Annotated in this window: 16 protein-coding genes; 12 read left to right on the top strand and 4 right to left on the bottom strand. The window is 67.9% G+C overall.

Features of this window, described 5'->3' with window-relative positions:
- From ACYUME_RS25060 to tssA, 4 genes are all read right to left on the bottom strand, one after another.
- The gene (locus ACYUME_RS25060; protein ID WP_196143895.1) at positions 1-489 is read right to left on the bottom strand and encodes an Hcp family type VI secretion system effector; all 489 of its coding nucleotides are present in this window, start codon (positions 487-489) and stop codon (positions 1-3) included.
- Between the two features lie 94 nt (positions 490-583).
- Positions 584-2,077 (bottom strand): type VI secretion system contractile sheath large subunit, encoded by a 1,494-nt coding sequence (gene tssC / locus ACYUME_RS25055; protein WP_279911613.1) that lies wholly within the window; start codon positions 2,075-2,077, stop codon positions 584-586.
- A gap of 11 nt (positions 2,078-2,088) precedes the next feature.
- On the bottom strand, positions 2,089-2,604 hold the full coding sequence (gene tssB / locus ACYUME_RS25050; RefSeq protein WP_217851092.1) for a type VI secretion system contractile sheath small subunit: 516 nt from the start codon (positions 2,602-2,604) through the stop codon (positions 2,089-2,091).
- Between the two features lie 72 nt (positions 2,605-2,676).
- Positions 2,677-3,708: a type VI secretion system protein TssA gene (gene tssA, locus ACYUME_RS25045; RefSeq protein WP_460417422.1), complete on the bottom strand. Its 1,032-nt coding sequence runs from the start codon at positions 3,706-3,708 to the stop codon at positions 2,677-2,679.
- A 396-nt stretch (positions 3,709-4,104) separates the two neighbouring features.
- Between tssA and tagH the strand changes: the two genes are divergently transcribed.
- The 12 genes from tagH to tagQ all read left to right on the top strand — a co-directional run bounded on the left by tagH (position 4,105) and on the right by tagQ (position 21,316).
- Positions 4,105-5,433 carry a type VI secretion system-associated FHA domain protein TagH gene (gene tagH, locus ACYUME_RS25040; protein ID WP_460417421.1) on the top strand — a complete coding sequence of 443 codons (1,329 nt, stop codon included), beginning with the start codon at positions 4,105-4,107 and terminating at the stop codon, positions 5,431-5,433.
- 49 nt (positions 5,434-5,482) lie between these two features.
- Positions 5,483-5,974, top strand: coding sequence for a type VI secretion system lipoprotein TssJ (gene tssJ / locus ACYUME_RS25035; protein WP_279883557.1), 492 nt, complete (start codon positions 5,483-5,485; stop codon positions 5,972-5,974).
- 15 nt (positions 5,975-5,989) lie between these two features.
- Positions 5,990-7,324: a type VI secretion system baseplate subunit TssK gene (tssK, locus tag ACYUME_RS25030; protein ID WP_279883554.1), complete on the top strand. Its 1,335-nt coding sequence runs from the start codon at positions 5,990-5,992 to the stop codon at positions 7,322-7,324.
- Positions 7,325-7,481: 157 nt separating this feature from the next.
- A complete protein-coding gene (locus ACYUME_RS25025; protein WP_460417420.1) occupies positions 7,482-8,789 on the top strand; it encodes a DotU family type VI secretion system protein in 1,308 nt (435 codons plus the stop codon).
- Positions 8,786-12,292 carry a type VI secretion system membrane subunit TssM gene (gene tssM, locus ACYUME_RS25020; RefSeq protein ID WP_460417418.1) on the top strand — a complete coding sequence of 1,169 codons (3,507 nt, stop codon included), beginning with the start codon at positions 8,786-8,788 and terminating at the stop codon, positions 12,290-12,292. Before ACYUME_RS25025 ends, tssM begins: the two co-directional genes overlap by 4 nt.
- Positions 12,289-12,945: a type VI secretion system-associated protein TagF gene (tagF, locus tag ACYUME_RS25015; RefSeq protein WP_460417416.1), complete on the top strand. Its 657-nt coding sequence runs from the start codon at positions 12,289-12,291 to the stop codon at positions 12,943-12,945. The genes tssM and tagF overlap by 4 nt, the downstream gene beginning before the upstream one ends.
- On the top strand, positions 12,942-13,661 hold the full coding sequence (locus ACYUME_RS25010; protein ID WP_460417414.1) for a PP2C family protein-serine/threonine phosphatase: 720 nt from the start codon (positions 12,942-12,944) through the stop codon (positions 13,659-13,661). The genes tagF and ACYUME_RS25010 overlap by 4 nt, the downstream gene beginning before the upstream one ends.
- A gap of 7 nt (positions 13,662-13,668) precedes the next feature.
- Positions 13,669-16,644 (top strand): protein kinase domain-containing protein, encoded by a 2,976-nt coding sequence (locus ACYUME_RS25005; RefSeq protein WP_460417413.1) that lies wholly within the window; start codon positions 13,669-13,671, stop codon positions 16,642-16,644.
- Positions 16,644-17,348, top strand: coding sequence for an ABC transporter ATP-binding protein (locus ACYUME_RS25000; RefSeq protein WP_460419448.1), 705 nt, complete (start codon positions 16,644-16,646; stop codon positions 17,346-17,348). The genes ACYUME_RS25005 and ACYUME_RS25000 overlap by 1 nt, the downstream gene beginning before the upstream one ends.
- Complete coding sequence (locus ACYUME_RS24995) at positions 17,348-18,550, top strand: ABC transporter permease (protein WP_460417411.1); 1,203 nt, start codon at positions 17,348-17,350, stop codon at positions 18,548-18,550. Before ACYUME_RS25000 ends, ACYUME_RS24995 begins: the two co-directional genes overlap by 1 nt.
- Entirely contained in the window at positions 18,543-20,312 is a 1,770-nt protein-coding gene (locus ACYUME_RS24990) for a formylglycine-generating enzyme family protein (RefSeq protein WP_460417410.1), read from the top strand. Before ACYUME_RS24995 ends, ACYUME_RS24990 begins: the two co-directional genes overlap by 8 nt.
- A 77-nt stretch (positions 20,313-20,389) precedes the next feature.
- On the top strand, positions 20,390-21,316 hold the full coding sequence (gene tagQ / locus ACYUME_RS24985; protein WP_279883540.1) for a type VI secretion system-associated lipoprotein TagQ: 927 nt from the start codon (positions 20,390-20,392) through the stop codon (positions 21,314-21,316).
- Positions 21,317-21,474 lie beyond the last annotated feature (158 nt).

The following is a 21,474-nucleotide window of genomic DNA, read 5'->3' as shown; positions in this document are numbered from 1 at the left end:
TCAGATCTTGACGTTGGAGCGGATGTTCCAGCCGTACTTGATCGGGCCGCCTTCCTTGGTGCCGTCGGCTTTCTGCGGTTGATAGTCGACGGTGACCTTGGCGAAGTTCAGGGTCACGTTCTCGGTCAGGCGGTCGTCGCTGCCCGAGCCGCCGGTGCTCAGCGAGCTGATGATCACCTCTTCGAGGTTGATGATCAGGTACTCGACCTGGCTTTCGCCGCCGGCCTTGCGCACCGTGAGCTTGACCTTGTCGATGTGCTTGCCGCTGGAGCAGTGGGCCATCAGGTTGGGGCTGGACTTGTCGATGTACTTGGTGATCGACAGGTCCTGGATGTTGACCTTGCCCGAGCCGCCGCCGCTGCCCATGTGCATGTTGCCGGACTGGGACATGCCCCAGCTCCAGTTGAGCACGTCGATTTCGTCCTTGTGGGCCTTGTCCTGGGACTCGCCCTTGATGTCGCCGATCTTGATGAAAATATCTACAGCCATGATGTCCTCGGGATTTCGCGTCGGTTAGCGGTAGTAGTGGCTAATCGCGGGGCAAGCCCGCTCCCACCGTGGGAGCGGGCTTGCCCCGCGATGATCAGGCCCCTTTGGCCGAAGGCAGCTTCGACACCAGGCGCAGCGACACGGTCAGCCCTTCGAGCTGGTAGTGCGGGCGCAGGTAGAAGCGCGAGTTGTAGTAACCCGGGTTGCCTTCGACTTCCTCGACCACCACTTCGGCGGCCGCCAGCGGGTGCTGGGCCTTGGTGGTCTCGGTGGAGTGCGCCGGGTCGCCGTCGACGTAGTTGAGGATCCAGTCCTGCAGCCAGCGCTGCATCTCGTCCTTTTCCTTGAACGAGCCGATCTTGTCGCGAACGATGCACTTGAGGTAATGGGCGAAGCGGCAGGTGGCGAACAGGTACGGCAGGCGCGCGGCCAGGTTGGCGTTGGCGGTGGCGTCCGGGTCGTCGTACTCGGCCGGCTTCTGCAGCGACTGGGCGCCGATGAACGCGGCGAAGTCGGTGTTCTTCTTGTGCAGCAGCGGCATGAAACCGTTCTTGGCCAGCTCCGCCTCGCGGCGGTCGGAGATGGCGATCTCGGTCGGGCACTTCATGTCCACGCCACCGTCGTCGGTGGGGAAGGTGTGCGCCGGCAGGCCCTGCACTTCGCCGCCCGACTCCACGCCACGGATGCGCGAGCACCAGCCGTAGTGCTTGAACGAGCGGTTGATGTTCACCGCCATGGCGTAGGCAGCGTTGGCCCAGGTGTACTTGCTGCTGTCGGCGCCGTCGGTGTCTTCCTCGAAGGCGAAGGCTTCCACCGGATCGGTCTTGGCGCCATAGGGCAGGCGCGCCAGGAAACGCGGCATGGTCAGGCCGATGTAACGCGCGTCTTCGGACTCGCGCAGCGAGCGCCAGCCGGCGTATTCCGGGGTGGTGAAGATCTTGGTCAGGTCGCGCGGGTTGGACAGCTCCTGCCACGAGCCCATGCCCATCACCGTCGGCGAGGCCGCCGAGATGAACGGCGCGTGCATCGAGGCGCAGACCTTCGATACCTCGCCCAGCAGCTCGACGTCCGGCGGCGACTGGTCGAAGTAGTAGTCGCCCACCAGGCAGCCGTACGGCTCGCCGCCGAACTGGCCGTATTCCTCTTCGTAGAGCTTCTTGAAGATCGGGCTCTGGTCCCAGGCGGTGCCCTTGAACTTCTTCAGGGTCTTGTGCAAGTCGTTCTTCGAGATGTTGAGCACGCGAATCTTCAGCTGCTCGTCGCTCTCGGTGTTGTTGACCAGGTAGTGCAGGCCACGCCAGGCGCTTTCCAGCTGCTGGAAGTCATCGTGGTGGATGATCTGGTTGACCTGGGCGGTGAGCTTGGCGTCGATGGCGGCGATGATCTGCTCGATCGAGCCGATGGCATCGTTGGAGACCAGGTTGGTCTGCGCCAGGGCCTGTTCGGCGAGGGTGCGCACGGCACTTTCGACGGCTTCCTTGGCACGCTCGGTCTTGGGCTTGAACTCCTGCAGCAGGAGGCTGGCGAACTCGCTCGGGTCCTGGGTGGCCGCCTGTGGGGCCTGGCTGTCGCGCAACGGATCGTTCATGGGCTGTCTCCTCAGGCCTTCGGCTCGGTGTCGGCGGGTTTCGGCGCGCTGGCCAGGGCCTGGAGCAGGGCAGGGTCCTTGATGGCCTTGAGGATGATGTCCTCGGCGCCGGTCTTGCCGTCCATGTAGGTCAGCAGGTTGGCCAGCTGGGTGCGGGCCTCGAGCAGCTGGTTCAGTGCATCGACCTTGCGTGCCACGGCGGCGGGGCTGAAGTCGTCCATGCTCTCGAAGGTGATGTCCAGGCTCAGGTTGCCTTCACCGGTCAGTTCGTTGGGCACGTTGAACGCCACACGGGGCTTCATGGCCTTCAGGCGCGAGTCGAAGTTGTCGACGTCGACCTCCAGGAACTTGCGCTCGGCTACCGCCGGCAGCGGTTCGGCGGGCTTGCCGGCGAGGTCGGAGAGCACGCCCATGACGAAGGGCAGCTGGACCTTCTTCTCGGCGCCGTACAGCTCGACGTCGTACTCGATCTGCACCCGTGGCGCACGGTTGCGCGCGATGAATTTCTGGGAGCTGTCTTTCGCCACGTTGTTCCTCCTGGTCGCCGATACGGCGGCTCTGCATGTTGCGGGCGTCGGTGGTTGAGCGGCGTCGAGGCGTCAGTCGCCTTCGGGGCCGCGCAGGTTCTCGAATTGCGACAGACCGTCGGGGATCAGGTCGCGGACGATGGTCGCGAAATCGGCGTCGACCAGGTTCTTCGCCCGGCGCAGCAGCACCGGCAGCGGGCTGGAGGGCTCGTGGCGGGCGTAGTACTGCAGCAGGCGGTCGAGGCTCTGGCGCACGTCGTCGCGGCTGTTCACCTCGCCGGGTCGCGCCGTGGGGCGTGGCTCGGCGGCGGTGGACTGTCGTTCGTCATGGGCGTCGTGCGCCACCGCTTCGTCCGTGGCGGTGCCGGCGGGCGCCGCGCCGTCCGGGCTGTAGTCGGCCAGCACTTGCTGAACCTGGCGCAGCGGCTGGCGCAAGGCGGACAAGTCGACGCCACTGGCCGAACCGACCTGGTCGTTGACCCGGCTTTCGATGCTGTCCAGAGCGTCGCGAGCCAGCTGCAGGGCCTGGTGGCACTGCGCGAGCTGCTCGGGGGCGGCGTCGCGCAGCGCGGCGGCCAGTTCCTCGGCGCTCAGCTGTTCACTGGCGAAGTGCTGCACGCCCGCGGCATGCAGGGCGGCGCGCAGGGTCACCGGGCCGAAGGCCCGCGAGCGCACCAGCACGGCGTCACGCAGCAGGGCGATGTTGGTGTCGCAGGTGAGGCCGGCCAGGGCGTTGACGCGCACGGTGGGGTCGTTGTCGTCGGCGGCGTCCAGCTGCGGGTGCAGATGCAGCCAGTATTCACTCAACAGGTCGCGGATCAGCTCGAGGCTGGCGGCCAGGCCCGGCAGGCCGTGAAGGGCGAGGTTGGCCTGGAGCAGAAAATGGGTGATGCGCAGGTCCTTGCTGCGTTGCAGCAGGCCGGTGCAGGTCTGTTCGATGTCGCGCCACTGGGGTGGTTCGGCTGCTTGCACGGCGTCGCCCATCACGCGCTCGGGACGGCCCTGGGCATCTCGTTCCAGTTGCAGGAAGTCGGGGTCGTATTCGAGGTCGTCGCCGCAGGGGAAGTCTGCGGAAACAGCGGCGAGCAGCAGCGGCGAGTTCACCAGAATTCGATCTCCATATCGGCCCTTGGCGAGGGCTTGCTATACGCAAAGTTGCAAATGTGAACTAGCGCACAAACTTGTCAAAGAATGCGAAGTTGATATCAGCGTGATATCACTGTGGCACTCTCAAGTTGCGCATTTATGGTTTATTTCCAAATTGCTGTCAAGGTAAGCTACGGGGCGCGAACAGTGACTGTGAACCAGTTGGCAAGCATTCATGGCCATTGGTCAGGTGCCATCAAAGTGCCTTGCCAATAGGGTTTAATACGACCTTCCGGATGATGATTGATGGCTTGTAAGCCTTTGAATTCAAGGCTTTCAGCGATCAGCAGGGTCGGGCTTGTCCATCCATTCATTTGAATGGATTAGCGCTTCATATATATGCAAGGAGGCATGATGGCACTTTGCCTGACTATTACCAGCTACCACAAGATCACCCCTGGGCAATGCCCGGAGAAGTTGCTGGAAACCGGTGCCATCAGTGTTGGGCGCGCGGCGGATAATGATTGGGTATTGCCTGATCCGGAGCGCCTAGTTTCCTCGAAACATTGTGTAATACAGTTCAAGGACGGACGTTACTATCTCACCGATAACAGCACCAATGGCGTGGAGTTGCTCCGCGCAGGCATTCGCCTGCGGCGTGGCAACAGCGAGCCATTGATGGATGGCGAAGTTATTCGAATCGGCGATTACGAAATCCAGGCACGGATCGATTGCGCATTATCGGTGCCGCTCGCCGGGCAGTCCGATGTTCACAGTTTCGAAGCGTTGATGGCCAATCAGCTGGCCGCTCCAAGCGCGCCCATCGCCGGTGCGCCCGCCGCTTTCCTGCAGGGCGCGTCGAGCCACGACACCTTGCCGGACCTGTTCGATTTTCTCGGCCCTTCCAGTGTGCCGCCCGTCAGCCAGCCTGACCATGTGCCGGCCCAGCAGCATGACTTTCGTCCACCCGCGCCGGTTGCGCCGCCGCAGGAGCCGGCGCCCGCAGCTGCCGCGCCCGGCGTGATCCCGGCCGACTGGGACCTGTTCGACCAAACACCGCCACCTGCCCCACCGGCCGCAGTGGTCGTTGCGCCGGCGGCGCCTGTCGCTGCGCGGCCCGAACCTGTTGCGCCGGCTGTCGCGCCTGGCGCCCACGACGCGCTGCTCCAGGCGTTCCTGCGCGGCGCGGGCATCGAGCAGTTGCGCATCGACGCGAGCGACGCCGCCGCGCAGATGGAGGCCATCGGTCGCAGCTACCGCTTGATGGTCGAGGGCCTGATCGATGTGCTGCGTGCGCGCAGCAGCCTGAAGGGCGAGTTCCGCATGCAGCAGACCACCATCGCCCCGGTGCGCAACAACCCGCTGAAGTTCGCTCCCAACGCCGACGAAGCCCTGCTGTTGCTGCTGCGCGAGGGCAACCAGGCATTCATGGCCCCGGACCAGGCGGTGCGTGACAGCTTCGACGACCTGCGAGCCCACCAGTTGGCGGTCATGGCGGGTGTGGAGGCGGCCATCAAGCACCTGCTCAAGCGTTTCGAACCGTCACGCCTGGAGGAGCGCCTGGCGCCCGCCGCCGGCCTGGCCAAGCTGTTCGGCGGTTCGCGCCAGGCCCATTGCTGGCAACAGTTCACCGAACTCTACAGCCAGATTTCCCGGGAAGCCGAAGACGATTTCCAGGACCTGTTCGGGCGTGAATTCAGCCGCGCCTACGAGGCCCACGGCAGCCGATTGCAACGCACCTGAGGCCAGTGCCCAGGGCTTAGGAAGAACACAAGACGTCATGAGGACGAGCATGAGCGCAACACGACTGATCGCAGCCCTGGCCATGGTGCTGCTCAGTGCCTGCAGCAAGGACACGCCGAACGAGGCCGCCCCTGTCGAGGCCGCCGCGGGCATCACCCTGTACTTCAGCGCCGCCGCTGGCCTCAACCCAGGCGCCAGCGGCACGCCCGCGCCGGTGCGCGTGCGCATCTACGAGCTGAAGAACAGCGCGGCCTTCGCCCGGGCTGACTACTTCGCCCTCACCGAACGCGCCCAGGCCACCCTGGCCGCCGACCTGATCGACCAGGACGAAGTGCTGCTCCAGCCCGGCCAGCAACTGCGCCTGGAGCGCCCGCTCGACCCGGCCACGCGCCAGGTCGGCCTGGTGGTCGGCTACCGCGAGGTCGACCAGGCCCAGTGGCGCAGCGTGCTGCCGGTGCCGCCCCATGACTATCAGATCAGCCTCGATGTGCGTGCCGTGCGCAGCGCCGTGGCCACCCCACAACCTGAGCCTGCCCGCTAGGCAATCGGAGAACCCATGTCCTGGAACAATCGCGTGGTCTGGTCGGAAGGGATGTTCATCACCACCCAGCACTTCCAGCAGCACGACCGCTACCTGGAGCATTTCGTCGATGCCCGCAGCCGGCCGCTGAGCGCCGCCGCCTGGGGGTTTTCCGAGCTGCTGGTCGACCAGGGCCTGCTGGCTCAGGGCAAGCTGGCGATCCTCAGCGCCCGTGGCCTGCTGCCTGACGGCACGCCGTTCGATATCCCCCGCGACGACCTGCCACCGGCGCCGCTGGAGATTCCCGACGACCTGCGCAACGGCGTGATCTACCTCGGCCTGCCGCTCAAGCGCGCCGGTGCCCGCGATACCGTCGACGATGGCGACAGGCTCGATGGCGCGCGCTATGTCAGCCGTATTAGCGAAGTGCGCGACGACAATGCCCCGTTCGAGAACCGCGCGCCCCTGGCCCTGGGCAGCCGCGCCTTGCGCCTGTTGCGTGCCGAGGATGGCCTGAGCGACTACGCCGCGCTGGGCGTCGTGCGCGTGCGCGAGAAGCGCGCCGATCGCGCCCTGGTGCTGGACGACAGCTACATTGCGCCACTGCTCGACATCAGCGCCAGCAACCTGCTGTCGGGCTTTCGCGGCGAGCTGCTCGGCCTGCTGCACCAACGCGGCGAGGCCCTGGCCGGGCGCGTGGTGGCCTCGGCCAACGGCGGCGCCTCGGAGATCGCCGACTTCATGCTGCTGCAACTGGTCAACCGTGCCCAGCCACTGGTCGAGCACCTCAACCAATTGAGCCCGCTGCACCCCGAACGCTTGTACAGCGAACTGGTGGCCCTGGCCGGTGAGTTCGCCACCTTCACCCGTGACGGGCGCCGCCCGGAAAGCTATCCGGTGTACCAGCACGACGACCTGGCGGCGACCTTCGCTCCGGTGCTGGCGGCCCTGCGCGAGGCCCTGTCGATGCTGATCGACAGCAAGGCCGTGGCCATCCCGCTGGTGGAGAAGGCCTATGGCATCCACGTCGGTATGCTCGCCGACCGCAGCCTGCTCGACAGCGCCAGCTTCATCCTCGTGGTGCGCGCCGACGTGCCCAGCGAGACCCTGCGCAGCCGCTTCGGCCAGCAGAGCAAGATCGGTTCGGTGGAGCACATCCGCGACCTGGTCAACCTGCAGCTGCCGGGCATCGGCCTGCTGCCGCTGCCGGTGGCGCCACGGCAGATTCCGTTCCACGCCGGCTCCACCTACTTCGAGCTGGACCGGGGCAGCGAGCACTGGAAGCAGTTGCAGCATTCCGGGGGCTTCGCCTTCTACGTCGCCGGCGAGTTCCCCGGCCTGAACCTGGCCTTCTGGGCGATTCGAGGATAACGCGATGGCGCTCGATCATGTCGCAATCTCGTGGGAGCGGGCTTGCCCCGCGATGCAAGCGGCGCGTTGCCTGGCACCGGCTGCGCCGGTGATCGCGAGGCAAGCTCGCTCCCACGCTGAACCTACCCGCTTTCCAAGGACCGGAGACTAAGCCGCGATGCAATCGGACGATCCGCTGGCCAACGACCGCACCCAGTTCATGCCGCGCCCCGGTGGCCGAGGCCCGCAGCCAGCCGCATCGGCCCAGGCAGCGCCGCCGCCGTTGAACGTGCCCGCCGAGCCGCTGGCAGCGGGCCAGGCCGTGGGCCTGAACCCGCTGGAACAGGCGGCCGGCCCATTGCTCGCGCTGCTGACGCGCCTGCGCAACACCATCGCCCACCCGGCCCCGGCCAGCCTGCGCGCGCAGTTGCTGGCCTACCTGCGCCAGTTCGAGGAACGCGCCGAGGCCGCCGGGGTACCGCGAAACGAGGTGCTGTTGGCGCGTTACGCGCTGTGCACGGCGCTCGATGAAGCCGTGCTCAGCACGCCATGGGGCAGCGCCAGCGACTGGGGCAAGCAGAGCCTGCTGATCACCGTGCACAACGAGGCCTGGGGCGGCGAGAAGGTGTTCCAGCTGATGGAGCACTGCCTGCAGAGCCCGCGTGAGCGCCTGCATCTGCTGGAGCTGTTGTACCTGTGCACCAGCCTTGGCTTCGAAGGCCGCTACCGGGTGATGAACGATGGTCGCGCCCAGCTCGAAGCCTTGCGCGAACGCACCGCCGCGACCATCCGCAGCACCCGTGGCGAGATCGAGCGCGAGCTGTCGCCGCACTGGCGCGGCGTCACCGTGACCCGCGATCGCCTGGCGCAGTTCGTGCCGCCCTGGGTCGGCCTGGCGGTGGCCCTGGCGCTGTTGCTGCTGGTGCTGTTCGGCCTGCGCCTGAAGCTGGCCGCCGACGCCGAGCCGGTATTCCGTGGCATCCACGCCCTGGGCGAGATCCCGGTGCAGGCCATGGATCGCCCGGTGGTGCAGCCCAAGCCGGTCGAGCGCCCGCGCCTGGCCGGCTTCCTGGCCGAGGACATCAAGGCCGGTCGGGTCGCCGTGCAAGACGCGGTGGACCGCTCGGTGGTGACCATCCGTGGCGACGAGCTGTTCGCCTCGGCCAGTGCCAGCATCAAGGGCGACTTCCAGCCGCTGATGCTGCGCATCGCCGAGGCCGTGGCGAAAGTGAAAGGCAATGTGAAAGTCACCGGCCACAGCGACAACCAGCGCATCGCCACGCTGCGCTTCCCCTCCAACTGGGCGCTGTCCCAGGCCCGCGCCGAGGAAGTGAAGGACATCCTCGCCGCCCGCACCGGGCAGCCCGAGCGCTTCACCGCGCAGGGCCTGAGCGACACCGAGCCGCTGGCGTCGAACGACAGCGCGCAGGGCCGGGCGAAGAATCGCCGGGTTGAAATCACCGTTCTGGCGGAGGGCGTCGAGTGAAGGCGTTTTTCAGTTTTGTCATTCGCTGGGTGGTCCCGGTGTTGGGTCTGCTCGCCCTCAGCCTGATCATCTGGTTCCTCGGCCCGCTGCTCGATGCGCTGGTGCCGGCCGCGCCGCGTCTGGTGCTGATCGTCCTGCTGTTCGCGGTGTGGATCGCCTACCGCGTGTGGCGCATCGTCCAGGCCCGGCGCCAGGCGGCCAAGGTGATGCAGAGCCTGGCCGCCGAGACGGCGCCGGACCCTGCCAGCGTGGCCACCGCCGAAGAGCTGGCGACCCTGCGCCAGCGCATGGACGAGGCCCTGGTGCTGCTGAAGAAGGCGCGGCTGGGCGGTGACGAACGGCGCAACCTGTACGAGCTGCCGTGGTACGTGATCATCGGCCCGCCTGGTTCGGGCAAGACCACCGCGCTGGTCAACTCCGGCCTGCACTTCCCGCTGGCGGCGCAGTTGGGCGAGGGCGCCATCCGCGGCGTCGGCGGCACGCGCAACTGCGACTGGTGGTTCACCGACCAGGCCGTGCTGCTGGACACCGCCGGTCGCTACACCACCCAGGACAGCCATGCCCAGGTGGACAAGGCGGCCTGGCTGGGCTTTCTCGACCTGCTCAAGACCCAGCGCTCGCGCCGCCCGATCGATGGCGCCTTCATCGCCATCAGCCTGTCCGACCTGCTGCTGGGCACGGACGCCGAGCGCGCCGCCCACGCGGCGGCGATCCGCACCCGTATCCAGGAGCTGTACAGCCAGCTGGGCGTGCGCTTCCCGATCTACCTGATGCTGACCAAGCTCGACCTGGTGCCGGGCTTCATGGAGTTCTTCGACAACCTGAGCAAGGACGAGCGTGCCCAGGTGTGGGGCATGACCTTCCCGCTGGACGACGGTCAGCAAGGCGATGGCCCGCTGGCCCAGTTCGGCGGTGAGTTCGCCCTGCTCGAACAGCGCCTCAACCAGCGTCTGGTCGAGCGTCTGCAGCAGGAGCGCGACCCGGCGCGGCGCGACCTGGTCTATGGCTTCGTCCAGCAGTTCGCCGCCTTGCGCGGCAACCTCAAGACCTTCCTCGACGGCATCTTCAAGCCCAACGCCTTCGAGGCGCGCGCCCTGCTGCGCGGCGTGTACTTCACCAGCGGCACCCAGGAAGGCAGCCCCATCGACCGCCTGATCGGCAGCATGGCCCAGAGCATGGGCCTGGACCGTGCTCACCTGGCGCGGCAGAACGGCACCGGGCGCAGCTATTTCATCGAGAAGCTGTTCAGCGCCGTGGCCTTCGCCGAGCGCGGCCTGGTCGGCAGCAACCCCAAGGTCGAGCAGCGACGCAAGTGGATCGCCCGTGGCGCCCTGGCCCTGAGCGTGGCCCTGGTGCTGGTGGTCGGCACCTTGTGGACCCTGAGCTACCGCGCCAACCAGCAGTACATCGCCGAAGTCGACGGCCGTCTCAAGCCACTGGGCAAGAGCGTGCAGGAGCTGAGCCCGGCCCAGCGCAACGTGGTCGACGTGCTGCCGTTGCTCAACGGCGTGCGTCGCCTGGCCGAGGATCCGCCTGGCTGGGCCGAGGGCCTGGGGCTGTACCAGGGCGACATGCTCGAAGGCGAATCAGACAGCGTCTACCGCAAGCTGCTGATTGCCATCTTCGCACCGCGCCTGGTCACCCGCATCGAGGAGCAGCTGTACGCCGGCGGCCCGTCCGACTACCTCTACGAGGGGCTCAAGGCCTACCTGATGCTGGCCGACGGCGAACACTACGACGCCGAGTTCATCAAGGCCTGGGTCACGCTCGACTGGGAGCGCAGCCTGCCCCGCGACCTGGCGCCGGACCTGCGCCAGGCCCTGGAGCAGCACCTGGCGGCGCTGTTCGACAAGCGTCCGCCCAATGCCCGCCTCGACCAGCGCCTGATCGATGACACCCGTCGCCAGTTGCAGCAGCTGCCGGTGGCCCAGCGTGTCTACGACCGGGTCAAGCGCCAGAAGCTGCCGGCCGGGGTCGGCGACTTCCGGGTCAGCGACGCCGCCGGCCGCGACGCCGCGCTGGTGTTCCGCTTCAAGAACGGCAAGCCGCTGAGCGAGCCGCTGCCGGGCATCTTCACCGCCGAGGGCTACCGCAAGGCGTTCCTCGCCGCCAGCCTGGCCCACAGCGAGACCCTGGCCGAGGAGCGCTGGGTGCTGGGGCGCGAGGCCAGCGAGTCGGGCGACGCCAAGCGCCTGGCCGACGATGTGCTGCAGCTGTACTACCAGGACTACATCCGTCACTGGGATGCGCTGCTGGCGGACCTGGACTTCGTGCCGATCACCAGCGTCGGTCAGGCCGCCGACGTGTTGCGCGTGCTGTCCGGTCCGACCTCGCCGATGAAGAAACTGCTGCAGGCAGTCGCCAAGGAAACCAACCTGGCGCAGCCGACCACCCTCGACAAGGTCCAGGCCAAGGCCGAGCAGGCTGGCGTCGATCAGCTGCGCCAGCGTCTCGGCGGCCTGCTCGGCGATACGCCGCTGCCCAGCGACAACCCGGCTGCCCGTGAAGTCGACCCGGTGACCGCGCACTTCGCCGAGCTGGCCGCGCTGGTGGAGACCGGCGAAGGGCAGCCGGCCGCCATCGACGGCCTGCTCACCGACCTCAACGCCCTTTATGTGCAGGTCAGCGCCATGGTTGGCGCCAGTGGTGATGCGCTGCTGGGCGAAGCCAAGAACCAGGCCCAGGCCGCCGCCCAGCGTGTCGCCCTGGGGGCCGCGCGCCAGCCCAAGGTGGTGCAGAACCTGGTGAGCTCGGTGCTCGGCTCGACCCACAACCTGGTCATGGGCGGCGTGCGCAACCAGCTCAACGCCGCCTGGACCAGCGAGGTGGTGAACGTCTACCGCCAGTCCCTGAGTGGGCGCTACCCGCTGGCGGCCGGCAGCTCGCGGGATGCCACCCTGGAAGACTTCGGCCAGTTCTTCGGCGTCGGCGGGGTGATGGACAACTACTTCCGCAAGTACCTGCAACCCTACGTCAACACCTCGAGCACGCCGTGGAGCTGGCAGCCGGGCGCGGCGCAGAAGCTGGGGATCAACAGCAACGTGCTGCATACCTTCCAGCGCGCGGCGAGCATCCGCGACGCGTTCTTCCGCAACAGCAACGGTGTGCAGCCGGGCGTGCGCTTCGAGCTCAAGCCGGTGGCGATGGACGCGACCATCACCCAGTTCCTGCTCGACCTCGATGGCCAGCAGGTCAGCTACGACCACGGCCCGAGCCGGCCGGTGGCGTTGCAGTGGCCGAATCCCAACAGCATCGGCGTGGTACGCCTGTCGATCTCGCCACCCTCGGCCTCCGGGCGTTCCGGGCTGACCGTGGAGGGGCCGTGGGCCTGGTTCCGTTTGCTCGACCAGTCCGACCTGGTGGCCGGCAGCTCGCCGGAGCGTTTCAACCTGCGCCTGCGCGTCGATGGCGCCAGCGTGTCCTACGAGCTGCGTGCCAGCAGCGCCTTCAACCCCTTCCGCAGCCGAGTGCTCAGCGGTTTCAGCCTGCCGGAGCATCTGTGAGCGACGTGGGTTTCTACGGAAAACTGGCCAGCCGCGGCGACTTCGTCAGCCGTGGCTTGCCGCAGACGTTCATCCAGCCTTGGGACCAGTGGCTGGCGGCGGGCATGCAGGCCAGCCAGCAGGCGCTGGGCGAGCGCTGGCTCGAGGCCTATCTGGTGAGCCCGTTGTGGCGGTTTGCCCTGGCGCCGGGTGTGTGCGGGCCGGACGCGGTGGTTGGGGTGTTGATGCCGAGCATCGACCGGGTCGGGCGGTATTTTCCGCTGACCGTGGCCCAGGTGCTGGAGCCGGGACAGCCGCTGGCGCCGGTGGTGGCTGGGGTCGAGGAGTGGTTCGAGGCGATCGAGGAGGCATTGCTGGCGACGCTTGAGCCGGGTGCTGCCTTTGAGGGCCTTGAGGCTGCTTTGCAGCCTTTTCGCGACACAAGGCCGCTCCTACAAGGGCCGCGTGTGACGGTGGGTGGGGTGCAGCGCCTGGATGCGACCACGCCGCAGGGACGGGCACTGGCCTTGGCCGAGTGCGCCTGCGAGGGCATGAGCTTGTGGTGGGGCAGAGGCTCCGAATGTATTGCCCCGGGTTTGATGCGCTGCGCGGGCCTGCCGCGCAGCGAGGATTTCGCCGGCTTTCTCCTGGGTAGCGAGGCAGCGAACGCATGACCGATCTGCAGTACAACGCGGCCAGCTACAGCCATGTCGGCATGGTGCGCAAGATCAACGAGGACGCCTGTCTGGACCTGAGCTGGGCAGGGCTGTGGGCCGTGGCCGACGGCATGGGCGGCCATGCGGCGGGCGACTATGTCAGCAGCCTGGCGGTGGACAGCCTGCGCAGCCTGCCGATGCTGGACTCGCTCGACGACTTCATCGGCGAGGTGCGCGACGGTCTGTCCTGGGTCAATGGCATCGTGCGCGAGGAAACCGTGCGTCGTGGTGTGGCGATGATGGGCAGCACCGTGGTGCTGCTGGCTGCCCGTGGCGACCAGGCCATCGGCCTGTGGGCCGGCGACAGCCGCCTGTATCGCCTGCGCGACGGGCGCATCGAGCGCCTGAGCCACGACCATAGCTACGTCCAGGAGCTGCAGGACAGCGGCCTGCTCAACGAGGCCGAGGCGCGGGTGCATCCACGCGGCAACATCGTCACCCGCGCCATCGGCGTCGAGGACGACTTGACGCTGCAGGAGGTGTCTCTGCAGGTGCGGCCCGGCGACACCTACCTGCTGTGCAGCGATGGCCTGAACAAGACCGCCGAGGACCACGAGATCGCCGAGGTGCTCGGCCACGCCGACCCCTACGAGGTGGTGCGCAGCCTGGTGCACCTGGGCCTGACCCGAGGCGCGCCGGACAACATCACCGCCGTGGTCGTGAAGGTGAGCTGAAGACATCATGGACATGCACATCCCCGGATTCGACATTGACGGCGAGCTTGGCCAGGGCGCCATGGCCAGCGTGTACCTGGCCACCCAGCGTTCCCTGGAGCGCAAGGTGGCGCTGAAGATCATGGCGGCGAGCCTGGCCGCCGATCCGACCTTCTGCGAACGCTTCCTGCGCGAGGGCCGTACCCTGGCGCGGCTGGCGCACCCGAACATCGCCACCATCCACGACATCGGCAATGTCGGCGAGCTGTACTACATGGCCATGGAATACCTGCCCAGCGGCACGCTCAAGGAGCGCATCGCCGACGGGCTGACGCCCGAGCAGGGGCTGGCCTACGTGCGCCAGATCGCCCAGGCGCTGGGTTATGCCCACGCCCAGGGCCTGGTGCACCGCGACGTCAAACCGGCCAACATCCTGTTCCGCGCCGACGGCACCGCCGTGCTGTCGGACTTTGGCATCGCCAAGTCGCTGGATGACCGCACCCAGTTCACCCAGGCCGGTTTCGCCGTCGGCACGCCGAGCTACATGAGCCCGGAGCAGGCGCGCGGCATGGAGATCGACGGCCGCGCCGACCTGTACGCGCTGGGCGTGGTGCTCTACGAGATCCTGGTCGGCAAGCTGCCGTACAACGGCACCGACGCGCTGTCCACGGCGCTGGCGCACCTGACCGAGCCGCTGCCGGAACTGCCCATCGAGCATGGCCGCTACCAGGACATCCTGCGTGGCCTGCTGGCCAAGGATCCCAACGAGCGCTTCGCCGATGCGGCGGCGTTGCTGGCCGCGCTGGACCGCCTGACGGTGCAGGCGCCGGTCGAGGACAACGACAGCACATTGGTCCGTCCGTTGCCGATCCCCGTGCCGGCCATCGCGCAACCGGTGTCCATCGATGTTCCGCAGGCCGTTGCCGAACCTGTCAGGCAGCCTGAAGCCAAGCCTGCGCCCGTGGTGAAGTCCGCCTCCAACAAGCCGGCCAAGGCCGTGCTGGCGGTGGCCATCGCGGCGGCGCTGGGGCTGGGTGGTGCATTCTTCTGGCTGCTTGGCGGCGACGACGCGCCCGCGCCTGCAGCGCCGGTGGTGCAGGAGGCGCCCGCCGAGTCCAAGGTGCCGACCGTCGCGGCCTCGGAAGAGGGTCGCCCACTGCTGATGCCCGGCAAGCAGACGCTGTTCCAGCGCGTGCTGACCAAGCCCGACGCGCAACTGATGGCCCAGCCCGGCAACGCCTCCGGCGAAAAGCTGCCGGCCTTCTCCGTGCTCTACGTCTACCAGCGCCAGGATGTCGGCGGCCAGCCCTGGCTGCAGGTCGGCGCCGCCAGCGATGGGCAGCGCGACGGCTGGCTGCCGGTCGATCAGACCAGCGACTGGAAGCAGAGCCTGGTGCTCAAGTTCACCGAGCGCTCCGGGCGTTCGCCGGTGATGTTCATGCGCCAGGCCAACGATGTGCAGCAGCTGCTCGACGACACCGGCAAGGCCCGCGACAGCCTGCTCCAGGCGCAGAACCACCCCGACCAGGTGCCCCAGGTAATGGCCCTGGAGCCGGCGGCCAGCGCCGTGCCGCAGAACCAGTTCTACCTGATGCCGATCTTCGACTACCGCGAAAGCTTCGACGCGGATGGCCAGCCGGTGCAGTTGCTCAACATCGCCTCCATCGACCCCGGTGCCAGCGCCCGCGACAGCGCGCCCAAGGCGGCTGGCGTGGCGGCGGTCGGCGACAACAGCTTCCGCACCGGCATCGTCCTGGTGGTGGACACCTCGGTGTCCATGCAGCCATACATCGACCGGGTGCGCCAGGTGGTCAGCGAACTGCAGCAGCAACTGGCGGCCCGGGGCGAGCTGGACAGCGTCAGTTTCGGCCTGGTGGGCTTTCGCAACAGCGTCAAGCGCACCCCCGGGCTCGATTACCTGAGCAAGACCCTGGTCAGCCTGGAGGAGGGCCGCGATCCAGCGCGCTTCCTCAAGGCCGCCGCGCAGGTCAAGGCCACCAGCGTGTCCAGCCACTCGTTCAACGAGGACGCCTTCGCCGGGGTGATGCAGGCCGTCGAGGGCATGGACTGGGCCGGCTACGGCGGGCGCCTCATCCTGCTGGTCAGCGACGCCGGCGCCCTGCGCAAGAACGACCCGTTCAGCAGCACCCAGATGAACGAGGCCGAAGTGCGCCAGGCCGCGCTGAGCAAGCAGATCAAGATCTACGCCCTGCACCTGCGCACCCCGGCCGGGGTGAAGAACCACGGTTCGGCCGAGAGTCAGTACCGCGTGCTCACCGCCGACAGCAACCCGCAGATCGGCGACCTCTACGTCGGCGTGCCGGGGGGCGAGGTCGGTGTGTTCGGCGAGCGCGTGCGCGAGATCGGCTCGACCTTCGCCGAGCTGGTGCACCAAGTGCGCAACCAGCAGCCGCAACCGGTGCCGCTGCTGACCTCGGCCTCGAGCCTGGCGGCCAAGTCCCAGGCCATTGGCTACGCCATGCACATGGACTTCCTCGGCCGCCACGGCGCCAGCCAGGCACCGCGGTTGGTCAGCGCCTGGACCGCCGACCGCGACCTGACCAACCCGGCGCTGCCGACCCTGCAGGTGTGCGTGATGCTCACCAAGCTGCAGCTCAACGACCTGCAGCAGTCGCTCAAGCTGATCGTCGACGCCGCGCGCAAGACCCGCAGCTCGCCGGGCGATTTCTTCAACGAGATCGCCAGCGCCAGCGCCTACATGAGCCGCGATCCCGGCGCCCTGCGCAAGGGCGCCAACCTGGCCCAGGGCGGCGTGCTCGGTGAATACCTCGAGGGCCTGCCGTATCGCAGCAAGTCCCTGAGCATGACCCAGGACCTGTGGCTTTCGCTGTCGGTGGCCGAGCAAGAGGACTTCATCGACGAACTGGATTCGAAGATCCGCCTGTACGAAACCTTCCACAACGACATGGCCAACTGGGTGCGCTTCGGCAATGCCGAGCCGGGTGACGCCCTGTACCGTGTCCCGCTGGCGACGCTGCCGTGATGATCCGCCTGGACGGGGTGCGCAAGACGCGCGGGCAGGGCGCCCAGCGTTACAGCCTGCGGGTCGACCGGCTGCACCTGGCCGTGGGCGAGCGGGTGGCGCTGGTCGGCCCCAGCGGCTGCGGCAAGAGCACCTTGCTCGACCTGCTGGCGCTGGTGCTGGCGCCGGATGTGGCCGAGGGCTTCAGCCTGGGCGGCGAGGACATCGCCGGGCTGTGGCGCGCCCGACGGCTCGACCGCCTGGCGAGCTGGCGCAGCCGTCACCTCGGCTATGTGCTGCAGGCGGGCGGGCTGCTGGGCTTTCTCGATGTGCGCGGCAATATCCGCTTGCCGCGTCAGCTGCTCGGCCTTGGCGACGACGGCAGCGTCGAACGCCTGGCCACGGCGCTGGATGTACAGGATCAGTTGGGCAAGAAGCCCGCGACCCTGTCCCTGGGCCAGCGCCAGCGGGTCAGCTGTGCCCGCGCCCTGGCCCACGGGCCGGCGCTGTTGCTGGCCGACGAGCCAACGGCGGCATTGGACCCGGTGAACGCCGAACGGGTGATGGGCTTGCTGCTGCGCGAGGCGCAAGCGCGCCAGCTGACCTGCGTGGTCGCCACCCATGACGAGGCCCTGGCGCGCAATGCCGGGCTGAGCGTGCTGCGCATGGCCTGCCAGCGCGATGCCGACGGCGGCGTCACCGCGACCCTGGAGCGGGCCGCCTGATGCGCCCGTGGCTGATCGCCGGCCTGGCCTGGCAGGACTACCGCAACGACGCGCGGCTGTCGGCGTGCGCGGTGCTGGCGCTGGTGGCGGTGATCGCGCCGCTGCTGGTGCTGTTCGGGCTGAAATTCGGCTTGATCGGCAGTCTGACCGAGCGCCTGCAGCGCGACCCCGGCGTGCGCGAGATCATTCCGTTGGGCGGTGGGCGCTTTCGCGGCGAATTCATCCAGGAGCTGGCGCAGCGCCCGGGCGTGGCTTTCGCCATCCCGCGCACCCGGCAGATCGCCGCGACCGCCGAGCTGCTGCTGCCCGCCCAGGGGCGCGGCGTCACGGTCGAGATGCTGCCCACCGCCGAGGGCGACCCGCTGTTGCAGCAGGTCGCGCCACCCAGCGAGCTGCGACAGGTGGTATTGAGCTTCACCGCCGCGGAGAAGCTCGGCGCCGGGGCCGGTGACGAGCTATGGGCCAGCTTCAGTCGCCAGCAGGCCGGCCAGGTGCAGTGGCGCCAGACGCGCCTGCAGGTGGTCGCCGTGCTGCCGCTGGCCGCCTTCGAGCGCGATGGCCTGTTCGCGCCGCTGGCGCTGCTCGAAGCGGTGGAGGACTACCGTGATGGCCGAGCCGTGCCGGCGCTGGACTGGCAAGGCGAAGGGCAGGCCGGCGAAATCAAGCGGGTGTACCCGGCGTTCCGCCTGTACGCCCGCGAGCTGAGCGATGTCGAGCCGCTGCGTCGCTTCTTCGCCGAGCGCAAGCTGCTGGTCTCGACCCAGGCCGCGCAGATCGCCCAGGTGCAGTCGCTGGGCCGCAACCTCGACCTGGTGTTCTGGATCATCGCCAGCCTGGCCGTGGCCGGCGCCGTGGCGGCCATCGCCGCGGGCGCGGTGGCGGCGGTGGAGCGCAAGCAGCGCGAGCTGGCGGTGTTGCGCCTGCTCGGTTTCGGCACCGTCGCGCTGCTGCTGTTCGTGATGCTCCAGGCGCTCTACAGCGGTGTGCTCGCCGCGATCCTGGCGGGGCTTTTGTACCTGCTGGCCGAGCACGGCCTGAATCGACTTTTCATGCAGGTGCCCGGCGAGTTCGCCAGCCATCTGCTGCCCATGCATTACCTCGTTGCGCTGTGCGCCGTGCTGCTGGCCAGCACCGTCGCCGCCGCCCTTGGCGGCTGGCGAGTGGCGCGCATCGAGGCCAGCCAAGGAATCCGTGATGTCTGACTGTCGCCTCGGGGCCGTTGCCCTGATCCTCACCGCCTTGACCCTGGGCGCCTGCTCCCAGGCCGATGGCGACGACAAGGCCAAGCCGGTCGCACCGTCCCAGTCCGGGACCGACGGCAAGTTCGACAACCCCAAGCCGTTGCCGGGCGATGTCAGCCTGCCGCTGCCCTGCGGCGGCGAGCTGGTGTTTCGCAGCGTCTACGTGCTGGCCCAGGGCAGTCTCGATGATCGCGAGGTCAATCTCGGCTATCCGTTCAGCGAGGGCGAGGCCGGCTACAAGCAGTCGTTCATCTCCGGCTACCGGCGCGACTTCATCAATGGCCAGTTCAGCCTGCAGGACCTGGCGCCGCAGTGGCAGAAAGCGGTAGGCCCGAGCCTGCCGAAGGTCGAGAAAGGCAGCCCGCTGACGCCAATGATGTACTTCATCGGCAAGTACGAAGTGACGGCCCGCCAGTACGCCCAGGTGATGGCCCAGGCTCAGTCTCTGGCCAATGGCGAGGCGGCGCCGGCCTGCGAAGCGAACAACGAGATGGCGGGGCGTCTGCCCAAGGTCAAGCTGTCGCGCTTCGAGGCCGAGCGCTTTGCCGCCGTCTACAGTGCCTGGCTGATGAAGCACCACCGCGACCTGCTGCCGGTCAGTGGCCGGGGCGGCAATGCCGAGGACGGTGGTACCGGTTTCGTGCGCCTGCCCACCGAAGTGGAGTGGGAGTTCGCCGCTCGCGGCGGTTCGGCGGTCAGCCGCCAGGAGCTCGAAGGGCGGCTGTTCCCGCGCAAGGTCGAAGGCGCCGACAGCGAAGGGCCGCTGGCCGACTTCGCGGTGTTCAACCAGGTCGCTGGCGGCACCGGGCAGGCGGCGCGACTGATGCCGATCGGCAGCAGACAGCCCAACCCGCTGGGGCTGTTCGACGTGATCGGCAACGCCGCCGAGATGGTCCAGGAGTCGTTCCAGCTGGTCAATGCCGGGCGCCTGCAGGGCGCCTACGGTGGCTTCGTGGTCAAGGGTGGCAACTACCTCGAAGGCGAGGGCACCCTGTTCACCGGCATGCGCCGCGAGTACCCGTTGTTCGGCGCCGACGGCACCGAGCAGCGCAACGAGACCACTGGTTTTCGCGTGGCCATCGGCGCGCTGTCGGCGCCGCGTTCGCGTTACCAGGAGCTGTTCGAGCAGTGGCAGAAGGAGGGCCGTCTGGCCGGCCTGACCGACGATATCGATGCCGCCCAGGACCCGACCAAGCGTCTGGACAGCATCATCGCCGCCGCCACCGACCCGCGCCAGCAGGCCGAGCTCGGCCTGGTCAACGAAGAGCTCAAGCGCAACGTCTCGCTGATCGCCCGCCAGCGGGAAGAGGCCGCCGGCAACCTGATCCAGTCCGCCGCGTTGGTCGCCGAGACCATCAACAACTACAACATTCGCCTGACCAATCTGCAGAACACCCAGGCCAAGGCCGAGGCCGCGGGCGACCAGACCAGCGCGCGCATGTACGGCGCCGCCATCGCCAATGGCCGCGCCGCCCTCGACGGCGCCGTGGCGATCTACGTCGACAACCTGTCCAGCGGCACGCGCTACACCGATGCGGTGATCCAGGCGCAGTTCCAGCGGGTCAAGGAGGAACTCAATCGCAAGCCGGTCCTGGGCAACAGCCTGGTGACCCGCGCCACCCTGTTCGTCCGCCACGTCGGGGAGTACCGCCAGAACCGGCGGGCCGATCCGGCGACGATCCTCAAGGAGCTGCTGGCATCGGCCGCCGCCCCGCGACCCTAAGGACAGCTTCCGTAGCAAGGACTCCCGGGGGCACGAGGCCCCCGGACACCGAGAAACCCAAGAAGAGAAACCAGACCATGTTCACCCGCAAACCCCTGATCACCGCATCCCAGGCCCGTACCGCGCTGCTGCTGGCCGCAGGTTTCAGCACCGTGCTGCTGAGCGGTTGCGCCAGCTCGCCGGCGTCCAAGGTCGGCGCCACGACCAAGGTCGAGTACTACCCCAACTGCTACGAGCCGGTGCAGCACCTGCGTTCCACCGACGGTGACATGACCCGCTCGGTCGCCACCGGCGCGCTGCTCGGCGCGGTCGGCGGTGCCCTGACCGGTGCCCTGGTCGACAAGGAAAACCGTGGCCGCAACGCCGCCATCGGCGCCGCTGGCGGTGCCCTGGTCGGCGGCGCGGCGGGCTACTACACCGAGCGCCAGAAGCAGATCAGCGACGACAAGCAGCGCATCGCCTCGTACGCCACCGACATCGACAAGAGCGCCGCCGACATGGACCGCACCACGGCCTACGCCAAGTCGTCCCAGGCCTGCTACCAGCGCGAGTTCGCCAGCCTGATCCAGAACCGCAAGTCGGGCCGCATCAACGACGCCGAAGGCCGCAAGCGCCTGGCCGAGATCGTCGCCGGCCTGCAGGAGTCGAACAACCTGCTGAGCACTGTCAACGGTCGTCTGGGTGAGAACCTGAACAACTACACCCAGGCCTACGAGCAGGACCTCAAGCAGGTCGGCGTGGCGCGTACCGACGTGGTCGCCGTGGCCGAGCCGCCGAAAGTGGCGAGCACCGGCAAGAAGAAGGACGTGAAGAAGGTCCAGCCGGCCAAGGCCAACAGCAAGGTGCCGCAAGAGGCCGTGGCCACCGAGAAGACCCTGCAGAACGCCAATGGCAAGAAGGTCGAGGCCCAGCAGGTGGCCAAGGCGGGCGTGGACCAGGTCAACGCCATGTGCCGCAACCCGGACATGGGCGACTGGGCACCGGTGCCTTGCCCGAACGTTTGATACCGCGCCAGGGGCGCTTTGCGCCCCTTTCGCGACGCCGTCCTGTAGGAGCGGCCTTGTGTCGCGAAAGGGCTGCAAAGCAGCCCCGACAATCTTGAATTGAAGCGGCCATGTCGCAAGAAATCGCCAAGACCTTCCAAGGTCTGCCCCCAAGGCTC

The organism is Pseudomonas sp. microsymbiont 2 (genome assembly GCF_054788395.1).
Note: the sequence above shows the minus strand (reverse complement) of the source record. Positions and strands in the feature narration are given on the sequence as shown.